The 21,131-nt window shown below is 25.9% G+C and carries 21 protein-coding genes; 12 read left to right on the plus strand and 9 right to left on the minus strand.

The features are described from left to right. Positions 1–663: 663 nt before the first annotated feature. Positions 664–1,917, plus strand: coding sequence for a phosphoribosylamine--glycine ligase (purD, locus tag Q1J76_RS07835; protein WP_300369364.1), 1,254 nt, complete (start codon positions 664–666; stop codon positions 1,915–1,917). Positions 1,918–2,045: 128 nt separating this feature from the next. Here the strand turns inward: purD and Q1J76_RS07840 are convergent, their stop codons facing one another. Then, on the minus strand, positions 2,046–2,312 hold the full coding sequence (locus tag Q1J76_RS07840; protein WP_367182102.1) for a leucine-rich repeat protein: 267 nt from the start codon (positions 2,310–2,312) through the stop codon (positions 2,046–2,048). 680 nt (positions 2,313–2,992) lie between these two features. Continuing rightward, positions 2,993–4,174 carry a cation:dicarboxylate symporter family transporter gene (locus tag Q1J76_RS07845; protein WP_300369367.1) on the minus strand — a complete coding sequence of 394 codons (1,182 nt, stop codon included), beginning with the start codon at positions 4,172–4,174 and terminating at the stop codon, positions 2,993–2,995. A 259-nt stretch (positions 4,175–4,433) separates the two neighbouring features. On the opposite strand from Q1J76_RS07845, the gene ispF reads away from it, so the two are divergent. From ispF to rsmG, 5 genes are all read left to right on the plus strand, one after another. Further along, positions 4,434–4,904, plus strand: a complete 471-nt coding sequence (gene ispF / locus Q1J76_RS07850) for a 2-C-methyl-D-erythritol 2,4-cyclodiphosphate synthase (protein WP_300369370.1) — start codon at positions 4,434–4,436, stop codon at positions 4,902–4,904. Positions 4,905–4,921: 17 nt separating this feature from the next. Next, a complete protein-coding gene (locus Q1J76_RS07855) occupies positions 4,922–5,905 on the plus strand; it encodes a squalene/phytoene synthase family protein (protein WP_300369373.1) in 984 nt (327 codons plus the stop codon). Between the two features lie 110 nt (positions 5,906–6,015). Continuing rightward, the gene (locus Q1J76_RS07860) at positions 6,016–7,956 is read left to right on the plus strand and encodes a tetratricopeptide repeat protein (RefSeq protein WP_300369376.1); all 1,941 of its coding nucleotides are present in this window, start codon (positions 6,016–6,018) and stop codon (positions 7,954–7,956) included. A 32-nt stretch (positions 7,957–7,988) separates the two neighbouring features. Then, complete coding sequence (locus Q1J76_RS07865) at positions 7,989–8,702, plus strand: hypothetical protein (protein WP_300369379.1); 714 nt, start codon at positions 7,989–7,991, stop codon at positions 8,700–8,702. A gap of 2 nt (positions 8,703–8,704) precedes the next feature. Then, entirely contained in the window at positions 8,705–9,322 is a 618-nt protein-coding gene (gene rsmG, locus Q1J76_RS07870) for a 16S rRNA (guanine(527)-N(7))-methyltransferase RsmG (protein ID WP_300369382.1), read from the plus strand. On the opposite strand, the gene Q1J76_RS07875 is transcribed toward rsmG, so the two are convergent. From Q1J76_RS07875 to Q1J76_RS07900, 6 genes are all read right to left on the minus strand, one after another. Next, on the minus strand, positions 9,317–10,330 hold the full coding sequence (locus tag Q1J76_RS07875) for a lysylphosphatidylglycerol synthase transmembrane domain-containing protein (RefSeq protein ID WP_300369385.1): 1,014 nt from the start codon (positions 10,328–10,330) through the stop codon (positions 9,317–9,319). The two genes, rsmG and Q1J76_RS07875, sit on opposite strands and share 6 nt — an antisense overlap. A 28-nt stretch (positions 10,331–10,358) precedes the next feature. After that, positions 10,359–11,876 (minus strand): DUF5312 family protein, encoded by a 1,518-nt coding sequence (locus Q1J76_RS07880; protein ID WP_300369388.1) that lies wholly within the window; start codon positions 11,874–11,876, stop codon positions 10,359–10,361. A 102-nt stretch (positions 11,877–11,978) separates the two neighbouring features. Continuing rightward, positions 11,979–12,800, minus strand: coding sequence for a tetratricopeptide repeat protein (locus tag Q1J76_RS07885; RefSeq protein ID WP_300369391.1), 822 nt, complete (start codon positions 12,798–12,800; stop codon positions 11,979–11,981). A gap of 66 nt (positions 12,801–12,866) precedes the next feature. Next, positions 12,867–13,985, minus strand: a complete 1,119-nt coding sequence (tgt, locus tag Q1J76_RS07890) for a tRNA guanosine(34) transglycosylase Tgt (RefSeq protein WP_300369393.1) — start codon at positions 13,983–13,985, stop codon at positions 12,867–12,869. A 173-nt stretch (positions 13,986–14,158) separates the two neighbouring features. Continuing rightward, the gene (locus tag Q1J76_RS07895; RefSeq protein WP_300369396.1) at positions 14,159–16,009 is read right to left on the minus strand and encodes a methyl-accepting chemotaxis protein; all 1,851 of its coding nucleotides are present in this window, start codon (positions 16,007–16,009) and stop codon (positions 14,159–14,161) included. A gap of 94 nt (positions 16,010–16,103) precedes the next feature. Beyond that, positions 16,104–16,508, minus strand: a complete 405-nt coding sequence (locus tag Q1J76_RS07900) for a hypothetical protein (RefSeq protein ID WP_300369399.1) — start codon at positions 16,506–16,508, stop codon at positions 16,104–16,106. A gap of 205 nt (positions 16,509–16,713) precedes the next feature. Here Q1J76_RS07900 and Q1J76_RS07905 point away from each other — a divergent pair, with 205 nt between their 5' ends. The 6 genes from Q1J76_RS07905 (at position 16,714) to Q1J76_RS07925 (ending at position 20,662) form a co-directional block, all read left to right on the plus strand. Further along, a complete protein-coding gene (locus tag Q1J76_RS07905) occupies positions 16,714–18,555 on the plus strand; it encodes a methyl-accepting chemotaxis protein (protein WP_300369401.1) in 1,842 nt (613 codons plus the stop codon). A gap of 186 nt (positions 18,556–18,741) precedes the next feature. Further along, on the plus strand, positions 18,742–18,825 hold the full coding sequence (locus Q1J76_RS12515; protein ID WP_367182103.1) for a tetratricopeptide repeat protein: 84 nt from the start codon (positions 18,742–18,744) through the stop codon (positions 18,823–18,825). Further along, positions 18,809–18,928: a tetratricopeptide repeat protein gene (locus Q1J76_RS07910; RefSeq protein WP_300369404.1), complete on the plus strand. Its 120-nt coding sequence runs from the start codon at positions 18,809–18,811 to the stop codon at positions 18,926–18,928. The genes Q1J76_RS12515 and Q1J76_RS07910 overlap by 17 nt, the downstream gene beginning before the upstream one ends. Positions 18,929–18,995: 67 nt before the next feature. Further along, positions 18,996–19,817: a DUF4349 domain-containing protein gene (locus tag Q1J76_RS07915; protein WP_300369407.1), complete on the plus strand. Its 822-nt coding sequence runs from the start codon at positions 18,996–18,998 to the stop codon at positions 19,815–19,817. A gap of 123 nt (positions 19,818–19,940) precedes the next feature. Further along, positions 19,941–20,120, plus strand: a complete 180-nt coding sequence (locus tag Q1J76_RS07920) for a hypothetical protein (RefSeq protein ID WP_300369410.1) — start codon at positions 19,941–19,943, stop codon at positions 20,118–20,120. A gap of 56 nt (positions 20,121–20,176) precedes the next feature. Further along, complete coding sequence (locus tag Q1J76_RS07925; protein WP_300369413.1) at positions 20,177–20,662, plus strand: Spy/CpxP family protein refolding chaperone; 486 nt, start codon at positions 20,177–20,179, stop codon at positions 20,660–20,662. A 174-nt stretch (positions 20,663–20,836) separates the two neighbouring features. On the opposite strand, the gene Q1J76_RS07930 is transcribed toward Q1J76_RS07925, so the two are convergent. After that, a partial coding sequence (locus Q1J76_RS07930) for an integrase core domain-containing protein (RefSeq protein WP_300369416.1) occupies positions 20,837–21,131 on the minus strand: 295 nt, incomplete at its 5' end.

Consider the following 21,131-nt stretch of genomic DNA (forward strand, 5'->3'; position numbering starts at 1 on the left):
GAAATTGCAAATACTAATGCACATACTAATGCAAAAGATTTAGTAAAATTTTTTTTCATAAGTATAAACTCCTCTAAAAATTAAATTTATATTGCGGACATTTAATGGGTAAATGCCTAAATAACAGATTAAAATTTTTTTATATGTATTTGATGAATAAATACTTGATAATGTTGAAAAAAAGTTGATTATGATATAGTATGATTTTTTATTAAAATGAAATTTATGATGGGTGTGATATGTTAATCGTTTAGAGTAGAGTAGAGTAGAGTAGAGTAGAGTAGAGTAGAGTAGAGTAGAGTAGAGTAGAGTAGAGTGTTTACCTGAACAAGTTAACAAAAACATTATAAATTACCCTCATTTAAAATTTACGTAACCATTCTTAGTGTTGCACGCGAGAACATTTATAATTAGAGTATAGTCAATTTAAATAATATTTGCAAGTTTATTATTAGTTTTTTATGAAAAAATCGTAATAATTTTAAAAATTTATTTATTTTTTACTAAATTATCAATTATAATAAAACATTTACTTTTATAATCTTTTTGTTATAATTTTGTAAACTATTATTTAGAGATCTATTTTTTAGAATGTAATCACTATATAAAATTAATTTTACTTCTAGAAATTCTAATCATTTTATTTTATAAAAGGATAAAAACATGAAAATACTTGTTATAGGTTCAGGTGCTAGAGAGCATGCTATTTGTAATAATTTAGCCAAAAATGAAAGAGTTACAAAAATTTATTGTACTTCAGGAAATGCTGGAACTGCTAAAGAAAAAAAATGTGAAAACATAAAAATTTCAACTATAGATGAGATTTTAAATTTTGCTAAAAAAGAAAGTATTGATTTGACTATTGTAGGAAGTGAGGAGATGCTTGTATATGGAATAGTTGATAAATTTGAGGAAAACGGACTTAAAATATTCGGACCTAATAAACATGCTGCTATACTTGAAGGCTCTAAAGCCTATGCCAAAACTTTTATGAAAAAATACGGAGTGAAAACTGCTGAGTATGAAGTATTTACTGACTATAACAAGGCTAATGAATATTTAGAAAAATGTAGCTATCCTATAGTTATAAAGGCTAGCGGACTTGCTTTGGGTAAGGGCGTTTTAATATGTCAGGATAAACAGGAAGCAAATAATGCTCTAAAGGATATAATGCTTAAAAAAATATTTAAAGAGGCTGGAGATGAAGTTGTTATAGAAGAATTTTTAGATGGAGTTGAAGCCTCTATACTTTCTGTAACTGACAGCAATATAATAATACCATTCATATCAGCAAAGGATCATAAAAAAGTAGGTGATAATGATACAGGAAATAATACTGGAGGAATGGGGGTTATATCTCCTAATCCGTATTACACAAAAGAGGCAGCAGAATTATTTATTAAAGATATATTAGAACCTACACTTAAAGGTATAAAGACTGAAAAAATGTCTTTTGCTGGTATTATATTCTTCGGGCTTATGATAACAAAAAAAGGCGTATATTTACTTGAGTATAATGTTAGAATGGGGGACCCTGAAACTCAGGCTGTACTTCAGCTTTTGGAAACAGATTATTTATCAATCATAGAATCAGCTATGAAAAGAGATTTATCAAATTTGAATATTAAATGGAAGAACAAGCATGCATGCTGTGTGGTAATGGTTTCAGGCGGATATCCTGCTTCTTATAATAAAGGCTACAAGATAGAAGGAATTGATAAAATAAATGGACAATGTTTTATTGCAGGTGCTAAATTAGATGAAAATAATAATATTGTTACTGATGGCGGACGAGTGCTTAATGTAGTTAATATTGCTGATACTTTAGATGAGGCTAGAAAACTTACTTACAGTGATATTGAAAAAATAGATTTTAAAGATAAATACTATAGAAAAGATATAGGTTTAATAAAATAAATATATTTCAAAAATAAATTTATTAATTTAATGAATTTTATTTATAATTTAAGGTTTATAATAAAAGCTTAATATAAACCTTTATCATTAATATTATTCTCTTATAATATTTACGGATGCATCAATACCTAAAGCAGTTCTACATTCATTATCTGATGCTTTGCTACTTTAGGTATATAAATATTTTTTAATGGATATACTGAAAATACATTTCTTCCAACTGTTATTGATTTAGGATTATCATTTAAAAACTTAATGCTTTCAAATTTTTTGCAGTAATAAAATGCATAATCTTTTATTGTTTTTACATAATACGGTATTGTTATATTATTAATAGCTTTGTCGCTTTCAAACATTTTATCAGATATTGTTTCTAAATTATTTGGTAATTTGATATTAACTAAAGACTCACAATCTGCAAAGTACTAGTATCTATAGAAGTTATAGAATCATGTATTTCAATGCTTACTAATCTGCAAATTCTCTTATTGTTTTTGATGAATTATGAAGTTTTAATGATTTTTAAACTAAAACAATTTATCATTGCTCTTTTGCCTATTGTTATTAAACTATTTAGAAGTTTTATATCAGTTAATTCAGGACAGTAAATGCTAAGTTCTCCTATTTCAGAATAAATAAAATTAAAATATTGTTACATTCATATTTTTAACTTTATTTGAAGTCCCACCCTCTATACTTATTACACTAATTTATTATTTTTGATTTATATTTCTTTTTAACTTTATCTGTTATCATAGCACCCACCCAAAATTTTATTAATATTTTTAATAACTTAACCGCACGCAGAACAAAACTATAAATATATATTGATTAATAATAACAATTTAAATTATATATGAAATTTTATTAACCGTGCGTAGAATAGATTTTTTAATTAATTAAAAGCTTGGGTGGGCAGTGCAATTTCTAATTTTGCTATAAAAAAATAATGATTATAATTTTATATTTAAGCAGTAAGTAAAGAGGGTGGGGTATGTAATATCATTTATTAATAATAAGGATAGTCTCTTATAAAGAAACTATCCTTTTTTATTCTCATTTTAATTTAATAAAATCAAGCTACTTCTTTTTTAATTTTAGTTTTATAGAACCAATCTACAAATACAGCTATAGCATTATCGCCAGAAACATTAGCAGCAGTACCGAATGAGTCCTGAGTCAAATATAAAGCGATCATTAAACCTTGTAATTCTTCTCCAGTTATTCCTATCATATAGAAGAAAGGTAAAGCACTCATAACAGCACCGCCAGGAGCACCTGGAGCGGCAACCATAGCAATACCTAACATAAGTATGAAAGGAAGTATAGAACCATAAGTAGGAGTTTGTCCTAAAATTAATATAACAGCAGTAGAACAGCATGTCAATGTAATCATAGAACCAGCTAAGTGTATAGTAGCACAAAGCGGTATTACAAATTTTCTAATTTGATCGGATACTCCATTTTTTTCAGCAGCTATTAAACTTACAGGTATAGTAGCAGCACTACTTTGAGTACCTACAGCAGTGAAGTATGGAGGAATCTGGTTTTTAATAAGCATTAAAGGAGATTTTTTAGCTATAATTCCTGATATAACAAATAAAGTAGTAATATAAAGTACATGAAGAATGATAACAACAGCAAAAACTTTACCAAATATTACAAGTATATGCTGTATACTTCCAGCATAAGCTAAATTTGCGAAAGTACCTAAAATATGTAAAGGAAGTATAGGAATTATTATGTTTTTTAAAATAGCTTGTATAACTTCTTCAGAATCTCTTACTATAGAAAATAATTCTTCTCCTTGTTTTTTGGGTCTTAACATTGTTATACCAATACCCAAAATGAATGCAAATACTACAGCAGATGTAACATCAAATAGAGGCTTAAGGGGTATGGTAAAATAACTTTCCAAACCAGACTCTATCTTTACATTGCTTAAAGTTGAAGCCCCTAATAGTGTAGGGAAAAAATTAGAAGCTACTAAAAATGCAATACTTCCAGCTAATAAAGTTGAACCATAAGATATTACAACAGTAATCCCTATTAATTTACTAGCACCCTCTGTAAGGTTTGCAATACCGTATCCTATAAAAGCAACAATCATAAGAGGAATAATGAATCCCAAGAATAAACTGAATATGCTGCTTATAGTTACAAAAATTCTTACTACAGGTGCAGGAAGAAACATACCGACTAATATACCTAAAATTATACCTATGATAATTCTAGGTAAAAGACCAATTTTTTTCATTTGTTTTCTCCATATATTTTATATTTTTCTATATATAGTATTATATAATTTTTTTTTCAAGCATTCAACTAATAAGTATGAATTTTAGAATTTTTTACTATTAATGATAATATATTATATATTTTATCATACAAATAATACTTTTTATTGATTTTTATACCATTATGATTTGATTATGTATCTATATAATGTATATAATAATTTGACAAATTAATCTATTTTAGTATAATTTTAACAATATGATTTAGGATACTAGTAGATGAGAATAGGTTACGGATATGATTCGCATATATTTGCAGAAAATCGTAAACTTATATTGGCAGGTATAGAAATTCCTTATGAATTGGGGTTAAAAGGTCATTCTGATGCCGATGCAGTTATTCATGCTCTTATAGATTCCATATTAGGAGCATTAGCACTTGGAGATATAGGAAGTCATTTTCCTGATAATGATGCACGATATAAAAATATTTCTTCTACAGAACTTTTAAAAGAAGTAGTATCGATAATGGAAGAAAAAAAATATTCTATATCGAATACTGATATTACAATTATACTAGAAAAACCAAAATTAAGAAATCATATAGATACTATGAGAGAAAATCTATCCAAAGTTTTAAAAACTGATATAGAAAATGTTTCAATAAAAGCTAAGACTAATGAAAAAATGGATTCTATAGGCAGGGGAGAAGGTATTGCAGTTCATTGTGTATCATTATTAAAAAAATAAAAATTTAGGGAAAATATATGGCAACGAAAATTAATACGAAATATTTACTGGATTTAGTTTCAAGAAGTTTTGCTTTAACTATACCATTACTCGATAAAAACAAAAAAAATAAAGTTGAGATTCAGTATTTACTTGCTAGAATAATAGATACTATTGAAGATTCTACACATAATGCTGAAGATAAAGAAACTTTGATAACAGGTTTTATTAATATTTTAAAAACAGAGAATATTGATAATCTTGAAAATTTTAAGAAGGTAATTATCGAAAATAGTATAAATGAAAATGATAAAGTTTTAATAGAAAATGCTGATATAGTTCTTAAATCGTTTTTCGCTTTCAAACAGGAGGTAAAAAATATCTCTATCTCATATTTAAGAGAAATGGGATATGGCATGATTTATTATCAGGATCATACTATATCAACATTTGAAGATTTAGATGATTATTGTTATTATGTTGCTGCTACTGTAGGACTTTATCTTACAGAACTTGTAAAGATATTGGATAATTTAGAATTGGATAGGGATAAAGCTAAAAGCTTGGGAAGATTTTTACAGAAGGTAAATATTATAAAAGATGCTAAATTAGATTATAAAGAAAAAAGAGTATTTTGGCCTATAAGTTTATTTGATAATGAAAATGCTGCCCCCTATTTTGAAGACGGTGCTTATATGGATAAGTCTATGGCGATTTTGGTAAAAATGATAGAATCAGCTATGAATGAGTTTAAAGATGCTATAGAGTATATTATGTCCATAGAAAAGAAAGCTTTAGGATACAGACATTTTTGTTTGGTGGCAGTACTTATGGGATATGAAACAATAAAACTTATGAAAGGTAATTATAATATATTTATGGGTGAAACTGTAAAAATACCTAGAAAAAATGTACTAGAGATAGTTACTAAAGTTAAGGCTGATTTTTATACCAATAAAAAATTAGAAGATTTATTAGAAAAAGCGTTTAATAAAGAATCTGAAATTCCTTCTGATAAGTAAATCAAATTTCTATTTTAATTTCTTTTATAAAAGTATCATTTTTTGTATTGATATAAATGCAAACATATATTAAAATTATGTAAACTTTAAATTATGGAGTTATATTGAATATGTTGATTAGAAAGTTTAGTATTATATTGATAGTTTTTATTATTAGTGTATCTAATATATTTTCACAAACCAATAAAAAATCTGAAGAAGATGTATATAAAGGCTCTGAATATATAAAAAATGAAGAAGAGGCAAAAGCTGCTTATACTTTAGCTTTATACTATAAAGAAAGAGCATTGGCAAATAAAACTCCAGATGAACAAACTATAAAAGATTTAGAAAGTGCTAAAATAATACTTCAGGAAGTTTTAAAATATATTCAAAATAAAGATGTATATATAACATTAGCCGAAACTCATGAAGTTTTAGGAGAATATTATGAAAGTTCAAAAATATATGATAAATTAGTTATCGATAATCCTGAAGATATTGATATATTATTAAAAGCTGCCGAAAGTAATATATTTATTCTCAATAATCTTGATAAGGCAAAATATTATTTAGAATCTGCATATGAAATAGATAGTTTTAATAATGAAGTTTTAATATTATTAGGTTTTACATTCTATGATAATAGGGAGCTTGAAAAGGCTGTATATTATTTTTCTAAAGTAGATGAAAAGAAAAAAGTTAATAATAACAACAATTATATAAGCTATTACAATTTTTATTATGGTATGAGTGAATTTTATTTGAGCAGATTTTCTAATGCCATTGATAGATTAAATAAACTTCAAGGTGTAGAATTATCTCCTTCTGATAAATATACAGCTGCTTATGGTATAGTAAAAAGTTATCAGGCTTTAGAGAAGTATGATGAAGCATATTCTAATAGTGTAATGATAAATGATGCTTTATTTTTGAGTGCTTATTTAAGTTTTATGTCAGGCAAATATGATAGCGAGTTATTTAATATGATAGATCCTTCAGATCCTAACACTCCTAAAATATTATCTATTATTATGGAAGCTAAAACTTCAGGATATAGCAATGCTCTTAATATGATAGAAACTGATTTGGATAGAAAAGAAATAGATTTAGATATTATACAGGCATATTATAAAATGATATCTGAAACAGGAAATAATGAAAATGAAATAAATGCTGAGATGGATATAGTATCATTTTATTTTATGATTAATAATATAGATGCTCTTCCTAAACATATAGATAATTTAATAGCTTATGATAAAAGCGGAAAGTATAATAATTTATATTTGCAGGCTGCTTTAGAGTTTAAAAATCAGAATAATTTTCAGTTGTCAAAGGAAATGCTTAATAAATATTTAGCTTTGGATAATAAAAATATAAGAGAAAATGAATTAGTATCATTGGTATTAACTGCAGGAGATATAGGTGAAAATGAGCTTGCTATGAGTGCAATTGACAAATATGAAAAAGAAAAATATTCTTGTAGCTATTTAAAGGCTTATGCATCATTACTCAATAATGATAATGAAAATGCTAATAAATATTTAAATGAAGATTATGAGTATTTCAGTAATAATAAATCTAATACTAATGATTATAGAGTAAATATACCTTATATAACAGCATTATCTTTGAATAATACAAACTCAGCATTATTATATGCTAATTATAAATATTCTCAAAACACTAATGCTGCTGAGAATATAAATAGTTTATCTTGGGCATTGGTATCATTGGGAAATGATTTGGATAAGGCTATAGAACTTTCTAAACATGCGATTAGATTAGAGCCTAATTCTCCGCATTATATAGATACTTTGGGTTTTGCTTATTATAAAAAGGGGGATTATGATAATGCTTTGAAGACTTTATTAAAAGCGATTTTATATGTAGATGAAGGTTCTAAAGCTGAAATATATGCCCATATTGCGGATACATATTATGCTAAAAATGATTATAAGAATGCTCTTAAATATTATAGAAAATCAATATCTTCATATAAAAAAGAATTTGATTATGATGAGAGTAGGATAAAAGATAAAATAGAAAGTTTAACAGAGAATGAATAAATAGGTTTTATATTGTAAGAGGTTAATTAATCATGATTAAGAAGAATATATTTATAATATTTTTATTGATTTCAAATTTGGCATTTACTCAAAATGAAAAAGAGGTAATGAAAGAAGCTTTCAGCAGATTCTCAAAATCTCCTTTTAGTTCTATATATTCATCAGGTGGTGCTTTTTACAGTGGTGACGATTTGGATCAGGTTCCTATGCTTGTTAATTATTATAAGAATAATAATAATAAATATATGAATGTTGTTGATGGACTTTTAGGCGGTATGATAATGGATGCTAAAGTTAATAATAATAATCTTACATTAAATCTACCTGAACTTGAAGAACCTTTAAAAAGAAATTTTGATGAGTTTGCATTAGAAGCTCCTATTATGCGTTTTCCAAAAGTTTATGCGGATATATTAGATTATAAATTTATAGACTTATCTAAAAAAATAGTAAGTAGCAATATCACTTTAGGAAAGAATTGGCATACATTAAAAATAGGATATAATGACAGAGTTGATACTATAATTTTTTCTGCGTCTACATATAGAGTAAGAAGTTTTTCTACTGCTTTTTTAGATAATTCAGTTAATATAGAATTGGGTTCTTACACTACAGTTAATAATGTACCATATCCGAAAGAGTTCATAATGAAAAGTAAAACGGATAAAAGAGAATTGCGTTATAATATTACAAATGTATCAGCTGGCGATAAGGCTAAACAAGATGCTAAAAAATTAGGCTGGTGATTATGGATTATTATTCGGCATTAGAAAATATCGGCATAAATATTGATGAAAGCAAAAAAGAAAAACTTATAAAGTATTCATCTATTGTAATTGATTATAATAAAAATGTTAATATTACTGGGGCAAAGACTATAGAAGATTTTTTTTATAATCATGTAATAGATAGTCTTTTAGCCTTAGAAATATTTTCATCTTATGATAATATAATAGATATAGGTACAGGTGCTGGACTTCCTTCAATACCTCTTGCTATAGTATATGATAATAAGAAATTCACATTATGCGAATCCAAAAATAAAAAAGCAGAGTTTTTAAGACTTGCCAAAGATCAACTTCAATTAAATAATATAGAAGTGAAATGCATCAATGCTTATGAAATAAAAGAAAAATATGATATTATAACTTCCAGAGCTTTTTCTGATATATCATCTCTTTTTAAGATATTCAATAAATTAAAAAAGAAAAATTCTAAATTAATAGCCTATAAAGGAAAAATGGACAAAATAGAAGATGAACTTAAAGAGCCTAATATTCAAAAAAATAAATACAATATAGAAATAAAAAAATTATCATCAGAAGATAAAGAGCGTCATATAGTTATAATATCTTCTAATTTATGATATTTTTTCTTCATTTTGATTTATAGATTTAGTTGCAGTTTTTAAATCTATACCGAGCATAAATAAGAATATAAATCCAATTATTACTATAGGAACAATACCCATCATATGATATACAAAAGCATAAGGAGCTGCTATACTTTTTTCTACACCTAGAAGTGAAAGTCCGAAAATAATAGCCCATTCAAAAGGTCCTATTCCAGAAGGTGCAGAAGGTACTGCAAATCCGAAACCTCCTATAGCAAAAATAAATAATGCTATTATTGGAGTAGCTTTAATATTAAAAGAAGTTAATAAAAATCCTATTGTAAGCATTTGCCCTATAAGATATAAAGCAGTATAGAAAAATATTAAAAATATATGTTTAGGATCATTTTTTAAACCTATTCCATCTATAAAATTGCATGAAAACTCTATCAATTTATCTGCTATATTTTTGGGGAGTATTCCAAAAACTTTATGAAAAACCTTATGAGCAAATTCTCTTTTCCATACTAAAATCATCAGCACTAAAAAACCAACTATAGATAAAATAAATAAAGCAATAGCAGCATAAGTGATTTTTTGTGGCAGATTAGGAATAAATATTACAGATATAGTTAATATAATTCCTCCTACTATAACATCGAAAAGTCTTTCTGTAACAACAGAGGCTATTAATGCAGATTTACTTACATTCTCTTTTACACCTAATATATAAGCCCTTGCCACCTCTCCAAGTTTAGCTGGAAGTATATTATTAGCCATAAATCCTATATATGTAGCCATAACTATAGTTCTTTTCTTAATAGGTTTTTTTAAAGGAATAAAACATTCCCATCTTAATCCTCTTAATGCTATGATGATTACACTTAATATTAAAGAAATTATAAAATATGTTATATTAATGTTTTTTACTATTTCTAAAGATTCTTTTATATTTATTCCTCTAAAAGCAAAATATAAACAAATTATACTTATAGTTATTCCTATTACTATTTGTATAATAGTTTTTTGATTTTTATTCATTAAAATTTTCCTAATTAAAAAATGTTTTTTATCTTACAAAATTTTTCATAAGAGCAATAAAGTTATCAAAATCATCAAGCATATTTTTTGCTATATCAAGATTAAAGTTCTGCAAGTATTGAACTTTATTTGCATTGCTGATTTCTAATTTAGTATTATTTTTGCAGTCTTCAAAAATATTTTTTACTATGGTAGTTAAATCTATAACAGAATTATATACATTTAGAATAATTTTATTTCCTTCAGAATCAATTTTATTAACCATTGTTTCTATAAGATCTTTATTTGCATTTGCTTTATTTTTAGATACAATCCAAGTTTTCAGGCGTTTGAAATTTTCAGATTCAGGACTTAGCATAGTATCAAATTTTTGTATTCCTTCTCTAACATCATTTAAAATATAGAAAGCGTCTAAACCTTGAGAATTTCTGCTTTTATCTACAAATTCAGCTCCTAAAAATAAGTCATTTAGCGGATCTTTATAGTTTATATCAAAAATTTCTATAATAAATGTTTTTATGTATTGAAGAGGCTCTACACAGGTAAATACAGGACAATCAAATTTTTCTAATTGTTCATTTTTATCTTCATTAACATTTGCCATTTTTAGTATCTCTATACCATTAAACATTTTATTTCTCATACCAGCAATTTTACTGCTTTTAATATCAGTAACTATGCTGTCCATATCTTTTTTAAGATTATTTGTAAAGTCAGTTATGTAGTTTACAAATATATTAACATTAGACGGATTTATAGTGCATTTATAAGTAAAGTCTTTAAGAAGATAAACTATAATATCATGCATTACATTAGGTGTTTGGAAATATTTAACTCTAGCTAAAAATGCTTTAATGTTCTTTTCAGGTATGGGAGGCATTCCCAAATACTGCTGAAAAATATTTAAAGCAGATAGTAATTCTTTTCTTATAACAATAGAACTTACTGCATAATCTAATTTTACTAAATCATCAACTATCTGTATATTTGAACTTGGTTTAAATTGAGGATTAGAATTATATGCACCATCAACAAATGAAGGACAAAATGCTCTTAAAAAAAGAAAGAAATCGAAATTAGATAATTGAGCAAAATCTTTAAGCAGATTAAAAGTTAAGTTAATTTCCTTTCCGTTTTCTCCGCTTATAAATTTTTTAAACTTTACAAAATTGTTCTTTACTTCGCTGAATACTTTATTAGGATTGTTTCCTTCCTGTATTTTGGACATCATATAATCTCTATTAAGAGTAGAGTATAATTCTTTTATTTCATCATTGAATGAAACTTCTATTAAATAATATGAAAACTGCTTACCATCTTTTATTATAAATTCATCTTTTAATGGACCAAGAAGAGGACCAACAACTTTATACATTTCAAACATAAATTTTGCACAAGTAGTTGTTAGAGCTTTAGTTTTCAAATCTACGAAATTATATTTATGCTTGGAAATTCTATCAGAATATTCTTCCATACGCATTTTTTCTACTAGTTCAGGAGTTCTTATATTAAATAAATTATATTTTATATAGTCAAAAAAATTCACAGTTTCAATACCCCATTTATTTTATAAATATTGGTTAATATATAATATACTAAATTTACTAATATTGAAAGTTTTTTTATTGATTTTTTTATTGTAACATTATTAGTCTTTGATAGATTCTAATGCTTTTTTAGCCTCTTCATAATCATTATCTATTTTTATAGCTTGTTCAAAATTCTCAGCAGCTAATTTTTTATTACCAGTTGAAGCATATATAGAACCTATATTATAGTATATTAATTTATCATTATTATTAACTTCTAAGGCTTTTTCTAAATATCTTATAGCCATTTTATTACTATTTTTATTTCTATAGCAAGATGATATATTGCATAAAATATATGAATTTTGCCATTCATAATTAGCATTAACTTCATGAAATAGGGAAAGGGCTTTATCATAGTCTTCATTATTATGATGAATACAGCCTAATAGATTTATTATATCATTTGTAGGTTTCGCATCATAAGCAAAATTAGCATATTCCAGAGATATATCATATTCCCTCCAAGCAAATGTCTGAAATGCCATATAAGCACATCTTTTATAATCTTTAGAAATGATTTTTGTATTTTTTGATATTTCTAATGCCTTTTCTAGATATTCTCTTCTATTTTCTTTATCCATTATAGATAAATATTCATATATGAAAGCATTTTCTTTACCATTATATAATAATTTTTTAAAATATTTTATGGCTTCATTATATTTATTTTTTTTCATATTAAAAAAACCTATCATATATAAAGCTTCTGAGTGATTAGGATCATTTAATATTACAGTATTATAATAATTTTCGGCATCATCTATTCTAGCTTCTTTAACTGCTATTCTAGCTAAAATTGCTAATGTACTTGGATCCTGAGAATTTTTAGATAGAATAGAATTATATTTAGCTAATTGTTTAGCATATTTACCAGCCATAAAAAACTCACTTAATTATTTTATATAATACAATTTTTTATAAAATATGTAAAAAATTAATAATCATTAATAAAATTTTAACATAATATCCTTTCTATAATCGGAAAATCTATCATTTTCAATAGCATTTCTTAATTCTTTCATAAACCTTTGCATAAATCTCACATTATGTATAGTCATAAGTGTAGAGAATAGTATTTCATGTGTTTTATCCAAATGATTTAAGTATGCTTTAGAGAAATTTTTACAAGTATAACAATCGCAATTATCCTCAAGTACGGTATCATCAAGTCTGTATTTTGAATTTCTTATTCGTACAACTCCATTCATAGTAAACGCTTCTCCATTTCTAGCATTTCTAGTAGGCATAACACAATCAAACATATCTATACCTTCCATAACGGCATTAAGTATATCACGAGGTTCGCTTACCCCCATTAAATATCTAGGTTTTTGTTTATTAGTATATAGCATTACTTTTGACAGTATTTCATGCATCTTTTCTGGTGTTTCACCTACGGAAAGTCCTCCTATAGAGTAGAATGGAAAGTCCATATTTACCAAAGTTTCAGCACTTTCTTTTCTCAAATCATCAAACATACCGCCTTGTATGATTCCTCCAAGATATTGATATTCACTATTTGGTGTACTGTCATGATATTCTTTACACTCTTTAGCCCATTTATGAGTTCTAAGCATAGCCTCTTTAGCATAATCATAACCAGCATCATGTTTAGAACATTCATCAAGACACATTATAAAGTCGGCACCTATAATATGTTCAGCTTCCATTACATTTTTAGGATTAAAAAAGTATTTAGAACCATCTATATGAGAACTAAATTCCACTCCCTCATCATTAATTTTTCTTAATTTGGCAAGCGAAAATACCTGAAAACCGCCAGAATCAGTAAGCATAGCCCCTTTCCAGCCCATAAACTTTTTAACCCCACCGAATTTTTTTAATACTTCAAGTCCAGGTTTCAATACCAAATGATAAGTATTAGCAAGTATTATTTTGCTTTCAGTTTCTTCTATCATAAGCGGAGTCAATGCTTTTACAGTTGCTTTTGTACCAACAGGCATAAAAACTGGCGTATCTATTTCCACTCCGTTAATATTTATTTTACCAAGTCTTGCCGAGTTTTGAGTAGTGTTTTTTAGTACATTAAAAGTAAATGACATATTATACCTTACTTAAATATTTAACAATATTTTATACGAAAAAAAATAAATATCAAATTTTATAAATAAAAAATATTATATTTTTATACTAAAAATAACAAATTATGGAATTTTAATATAAAAAATACCCTATATTGTTCATGAATATTGGATATTTTTTATGTTTTTATAAATTATCTCGTTTTACTAGGGAGTTGGAATATATGTATAGCAGACATAAGTTCTTCAGACTGAGCAAATAGTAATTCTGCAGAAGCTGTTGCTTCCTCTACCAAGGCAGCATTTTTCTGAGTAGTAGAATCCATCTCCGCAATAGCAATCTTTATTTCATCTATACCAGATTGCTGTTCGCTTGCTCCATTACTGATATTCATCACAATAGTAGAAGCCTCATCTATTCTATTTTGTATTTCAACAAATATCTCTTGAGATTCTCTTGCTGTTCCTGTTGCTTTATCTATCTTTTCATAAACATTTTCTATTAAATCTGTAATGCTTTTTACTGATGTCTGTGTAGTCTGTGCCAAATTCCTAACCTCTGAAGCTACAACAGCAAAACCTTTACCCTGTTCGCCAGCACGTGCAGCTTCTACTGAAGCATTAAGAGCAAGTATATTTGTTTGGAATGCTATATCCTCAATAATTTTTGTAATATCTTTAATTTTAGAACTAGCATCATGAACTTCTTCAATATTAGAAGTAGTTTCAGCTATTATACTTCCTGCTTTTTCAACTGATGTTTTAGAATCTAATATCATTCTGCTTCCGCTTATAGAATTGTCAGCAGAATCTTTTATTGCAGCAGAAATCTCTGTCATAGAAGCAGAAGTTTGTTCTATACTTGCAGCCTGACTTTCTGTTCTATGAGCTAAATCAGTATTTTGTTCAGATAATTCTTTTGCAGCCATAGTAATATTATTAGCAGACTCTTCAACTGTTCTTATTGTATCTACTAACTGTTTTCTCATAGAAACAAAGGCATCGGATAATTCGCCAAGCTCATCTTTTCTTTTAATCTTTTGTTCAGTAGTTCTTAAATCTCCGTCTGCTATCTCTTTAGCCACATCTACCAATAAATGTAATGGTTTTGTTATAGACATAATAAATGCTGATATAAATATTAATATAACAACTATATCTACTGCAGATATTATTATCATCATAATCATAAGTGATCTATTAGCTTCATATATCTCAGATGTTGTTGCAGATATACCTAATATCCAAGGCTGAGATTTTAATGTTATAAATGATGAAACTCTTTTTTCATCATTAAATATATAATGTAATATTCCTTTTCCCAAATTAAATGCTTCCTTAAATTGTTCAGGGGCAGGTTTGTTTATATTTTCTATTTTACTATGTATTTTTATAATTAAATCTTTATCAACTGCATACATATTTCCTGTTTTACCTATTATAAGAGGTTCTATATGTTTTTTATTTAATGTATTCCAGTCAAGTATAGTATATAAATATCCAATGGTTTGATTATTATAATTATTTACTTTTACTAAAGAAATTAAAGACCAGCCTCCTGTAGTAAGAGAATGAGTGATATTGTTTCCAAACACTCCTTTTGACTTACTATTATTTATGGTTTCCCTTAAATCAGGATGAATATTAAAAATATTTTTTCCTATTAAATCAATATTATCAGAATCTATTAATATATTTCCTGAAGTATCTGTTAAACCTACATTAATGACATATTCATTTAATGATTTTAATTCTTTTATATTATATATCGCATCGCTTTTTGCCTCTTCTGTTCTTAATTGTAAATATCTTATTAATTCTTCAGAAGTACTATATATATTTGCTATAAGCAATTGATCATCAAACCAACTATCTATAAGAGAGGAAAATCCCATAACAGTATTATTATATCCTGTGTATGTTACATCTTTTATTGTATTTGATACTTTTATTCCAGTTACAACTATTAATGCTATTATAGATACAATAAACATAGATATAATGGTAAGTGGAATTTTAACTCTTAGACTTTGAAGTTTTTTCATAATATACTCTCCTTACCTGATAAAAAATAATTATATTAATAATACTTTATTTTTAAAAAAATGCTATAGTTTTTTATATTATTTACTATAACTTTTATTTTTTATTATAAAATATATTTTTTATATACTCATATGGAAGAATGTTATTTTTATCGGTATAATAAAAATTTCCTATAGAAGCAGTTTCTGATGAATATATAGTTAAATTATTAAACATACTGGCAGAAGAATAATGAATATTTATATCATATCCGTATTTTGATTGTTTCATTTTTGGTATTGATTTATTTAAAGATATGCTGTTTAGACTTTTTATTATAAAATATATATCGTTAGTATTTGTTATAACTATGGAGTTTCCATTATGAGTTATATTTATCTTGTTTACATTTTTAGGATCATATTTTATACCGTTTATTGGAGATTTATACCATAAAACTAGAATTATAATGAGAATTAATGGCATAAAATTAAGTAACTTTTTAAATTTTTTTTTCATAATAAAGTGTTGATTTTTTAATATTTTGTACTAATCTATAAAACATAAAATTATAAAAAATGTAAATATTATATTAAAAATGAAATTAATTTTAATATCAATTGAATTTTTAATTTTAAAAAATGATAAATTAAATATAGAAAATTTATATTAATTTATAAAGGTTTTAAAAAGAAATATAAATTTTAGAGGACGGATCTAATAAATGAAAAAAAGAAACTCTATAAGATTTAAAATGCCATTAACAATAAGTATAATAACAACAATACTTTTAGTGATAACAATCATTATATTATCATATAGATCTTATGTAGCCATAACAAAATCTTCATATTCTGGATATAGCAACACGATAGAAGGTTATAAATCTATGTTGGATACATGGTTTGAAGAGAATGATATATTACTAAAAACATATTCTATAAGTCCTTCTATAATTAATTATTTATTAGGCACTCGTACAGCTGAAGAAACTGAAAAATTAGTAAATATATTAAAGCAATTTGAAGCTATTAATAGATATTCTTTGGATATAGGTATAACAGATACTAATGGAGTTACTTTACAAAATACCAAAAATATAAATTTAGGAAAAAATATAAAAGATTTAAGACCTGATATTTGGGATAATTTGATTAAAAATAATTATGAAATAGCTTATGATTCTAGTATATCAAAATCAAAAATAAGTGATAATTTTATTTTTTTCATGATTGCTGGCATTAAAACCAATAATACTTTATTAGGTACTGTATATATGGTATTTAATTGGGATGCTTTGGGTAATAAATTGAGTGAACTATTGCTCCCTGAAACTGGAAGATTATTTGCAATTGACAGTTCAAGGAATATTATGCTTGATACTGAAGATCAAATAAATACTTTTGCAAATGAAAGTTATGATTCTATAATAAAAGATAATAAACAGTCTGGAATATTAAAATATGTTTCATATTTAGGCAGTCAAAAGAGAACAGCAGTTTATACTAAAATGAATAATATGCCTTGGATATTATCTATAGCTGCTGATGATAAAATTATATATGCTGAAAATATTAGAATGTTAAGAATAGCTATTATAGTTTGTGTATTATCTATAATATTTGTTAATTTATTTTCAGTTTCATACATTACAAAAACTATGAGTCCTTTAAGTATTTTGATGAAAAAAGCAAATAAAATATCTGAAGGAAATATAGAGCTTAAATGTCCTATAAGTTATAGAAAAGATGAATTCGGACAATTAGATAAGGCATTTAATCTTATGAGTGCGAAATTGGCTGAAGTTGTAACTAATGTTAATGAGGCTTCAAATGAGATAGTTATAACTTCCCAAAGAATGATGGAGAGTAGTTTAGAGCTTTCAAATAGAACGGATTCGCAGGCATCTAGTTTGGAAGAAACAGCATCTAGTTTGGAGGAGATAGTTTCTACTATAAAAGCATCTGCTGATAATTCAGTATCTGGTAAGAATATGATGTCTGAATCTATGGAGCATATTGAAGGAGCGGCAAGCATAATATCTCAAACAGCTTCCAATATAGAAGATGTTCATAATGCAAGCTCTAAAATTAAAGATATTACAAAAATTATTGAAGATATAGCATTTCAAACTAATATACTTGCTCTTAATGCTTCTGTAGAGGCAGCACGTGCTGGTGAACAGGGTAAAGGTTTTGCGGTTGTAGCTGCTGAAGTTAGAAATTTGGCTCAGACTACACAGTCATCTGTTAAAGATATTACTTCCCTTGTTGATAATACAGCAGAAAAAATAGATACTGCTACAAAAACAGCTAAAGAATCTCAGGAAATATTTATTAAATTGCAAGAAAAAGTATCTGGTACTTCTGATTTAATGCAAAGTATAACTTCCACTTCATTAGAGCAGGAGGCTGGGGTTTCTCAAATAAGTATTTCAATAAATACTATAGAAAGTGCTACTACTCAGAATGCTTCTTTGGCTGAAGAGTCAAGTGAGTTATCTAAAAAGTTATTTGATAAAGCTAAGTTTTTAGAAGAGAGTATAAAATTCTTTAATATTTCATGATTGTATTTGGTATATGGATAATATTTAATCGATATAAAAAAATATTGCTAAAGAAAAATTTAATCTTTATCTTTATGAAGAAGTTTTTAATATAAAAAATAATTTTCTAAATGAAACAAAAACTATTTAGATAGTGAAGTATATTAAATGGATTGCAAATCATGAATTAAAATTTATGAGAATGCAATAGAATATTATGATAAAGCTATAGAATTAAATCCTGATAATGAATTAGTTTATCATAATAAAGCGAATGCTAGGGCTTTATGAAGAGGCTATAAAAGATTATAAGAAAGTTGTAGAGCTAAATCCGAATGCTAATATTATGTATTTCGATAAAAGTAATTCAGAAAAAGATATGAATAATTATTAAATTGTAATTAGCAATAATGAAAATAATAAGTTATAATATTATCATAAATTATTATTTGGATTATAACATGAAAAATTATATTATCATAATTAGTATGTTTTTGTTATTATCATGCAGTAAAAGCAGTTCTCAAAATTCTAATTTCACATCATATGTTCTTCCTGCTGCTCCTAGTTCTGATATGGCTTTAGAAGAAGAAAAAGCTGAAGATGTATCGGAGAGTGTAGAAAGAAAATTAATTGTTACAGTAGATATAAGAGTAAATTCAAAAGATGTAGAAAAAAGTTATAAGTCTGTAGAAGAAAAAGTAAAAGAGTATAAAGGATATTTTGATAATGTAGAATCTTCAAAAAATAGATATTATCTTACTATAAGAATACCTAAAGAAAATCTTTATACTTTTATAGATTTTATAGAGAATAATGAAAATATTGAAAATAAAAATATTAATACTAAAGATGTTACTGAAAGCTACTATGATATAGAAAATAGAATAAAAAATAGAGAAGTACTTTTAGAAAAATTAAGAAATTATTTGAGAGAAAGTAAGAATATTGATGAAATATTAAAAGTAGAAGATAGAATTAATACCTTAACATATGAGATAGAAAGTATGAAAGGTAATTTGAAAAATATGCAGTCATCTATAGATTATTCCAAAGTAACTTTAAGTATATCAAATGTAGGGGCAATTAAAAGCAATACCAATATTTATAATAAATATGTTAGTATGATTTCATTTTTGAAAGAATTTTTTTCTGGTATAATATTTTTTATAATTGGATTTACAGCAGTTGCTATACCAATAGTATTAATATTGGCATTATTTTATTATATATGCTTTGGAAAGATAGGACTAATAAAGAAATTGTATAAAAAAATCAAATAAATATTGATAAAAAAATATAAAAAAATTATTTTTTCTGGGAACTTTTCAATTAATTTCTCGTCTAATAAAGCACAAGAAAACAAAAATAAGAGAAATAAAAAAAATCAAAATTAGGAGAAATATATGAGAAAAGGTATTATAATTTTTGTTTCAGCGGCTATTATGATTTTTGCTTCAGTGTCTTTATTTGCTCAATGCGGTAATGGATATGGAAGAAATGGAAGAGGGTATCATGGTAATTCTAATCATTCTTTCCATTATCACAATGGAGGAAATTATAATGGATGTTACTACAATAATTAAAATAATTAATAAGTAAAATAATTTAAGAAAATATATGATAAAAAGGAGAAACAATTATGAACAACAAAATAAGTAAAAAATCAGTTATATTAATTTCAATAGCTATTATGGTTTTAGCTTCAGTATCTTTATTTGCTCAATATGGTTATGGTAGAGGAAGATATGATGCTGGTTATGATAGAGGACATGGCTATGGCAGGGGCGGATGTGGATATGGTTACGGCAGAGGACATGGCTATGGCAGAGGCGGATGCGGTTATGGTCATGGCAGAGGCGGTTATGGTTACTATAATAGCACTTTAACACAAGAGCAAATTGATAAAATAAAAACTATAGAAGATAAATATTATCCTCAAATGGATGCATTAAGAAGAGAGATTTATAATCAAACAGATAATATAAATGTTGAAATGAGAAAAGAATCTCCTGATAAGAATGTAATAGATAATGCAATTGATTTAAGAAGTAAAGCTTCAGCAGATTTACAGAAATTAAGAACAGAGTATTTATTGGAAATAGACAAAGTATATCAAAATAGATAATATTCTCTAATCGCTCAAACTTTATAAAACTCGTATAATGATTTATTATACGGGTTTTTATTTTTTATATTGCTTTATTAAGTAATAGCTGTATAATTACAGTATATAATTATTAGGAGGATGTATATGAAAATATTATTAGTATTTTTTGCACGGGAGCCAGAGATATTTCCTTTAAGTATTCCTTATTTTTTTGAAGTATAACATAGGAGTATCATAATTTAAAGCCGAATGTATTCTTTTATGATTCCAAAAATTATTATATTTTATTAATTTTTGATTTGCTTTTTCTAAAGTTAATTCTCTGCTGCAGAAATCGTAAAATTCTTTTTGGTCTCGGTTATGTGTACTTTCTACAACACCATTATACCAAGGTGAAGCCACAGGGCTGTAAACTCTTTTAATGTGCTGCTTCGTACAAAAGATGTCTAATGGATGTTCGGTTTCAAAGAAATGTTTTCTGTATGTA

This window comes from Brachyspira sp. (genome assembly GCF_029258575.1).
GTDB lineage: Bacteria > Spirochaetota > Brachyspiria > Brachyspirales > Brachyspiraceae > Brachyspira.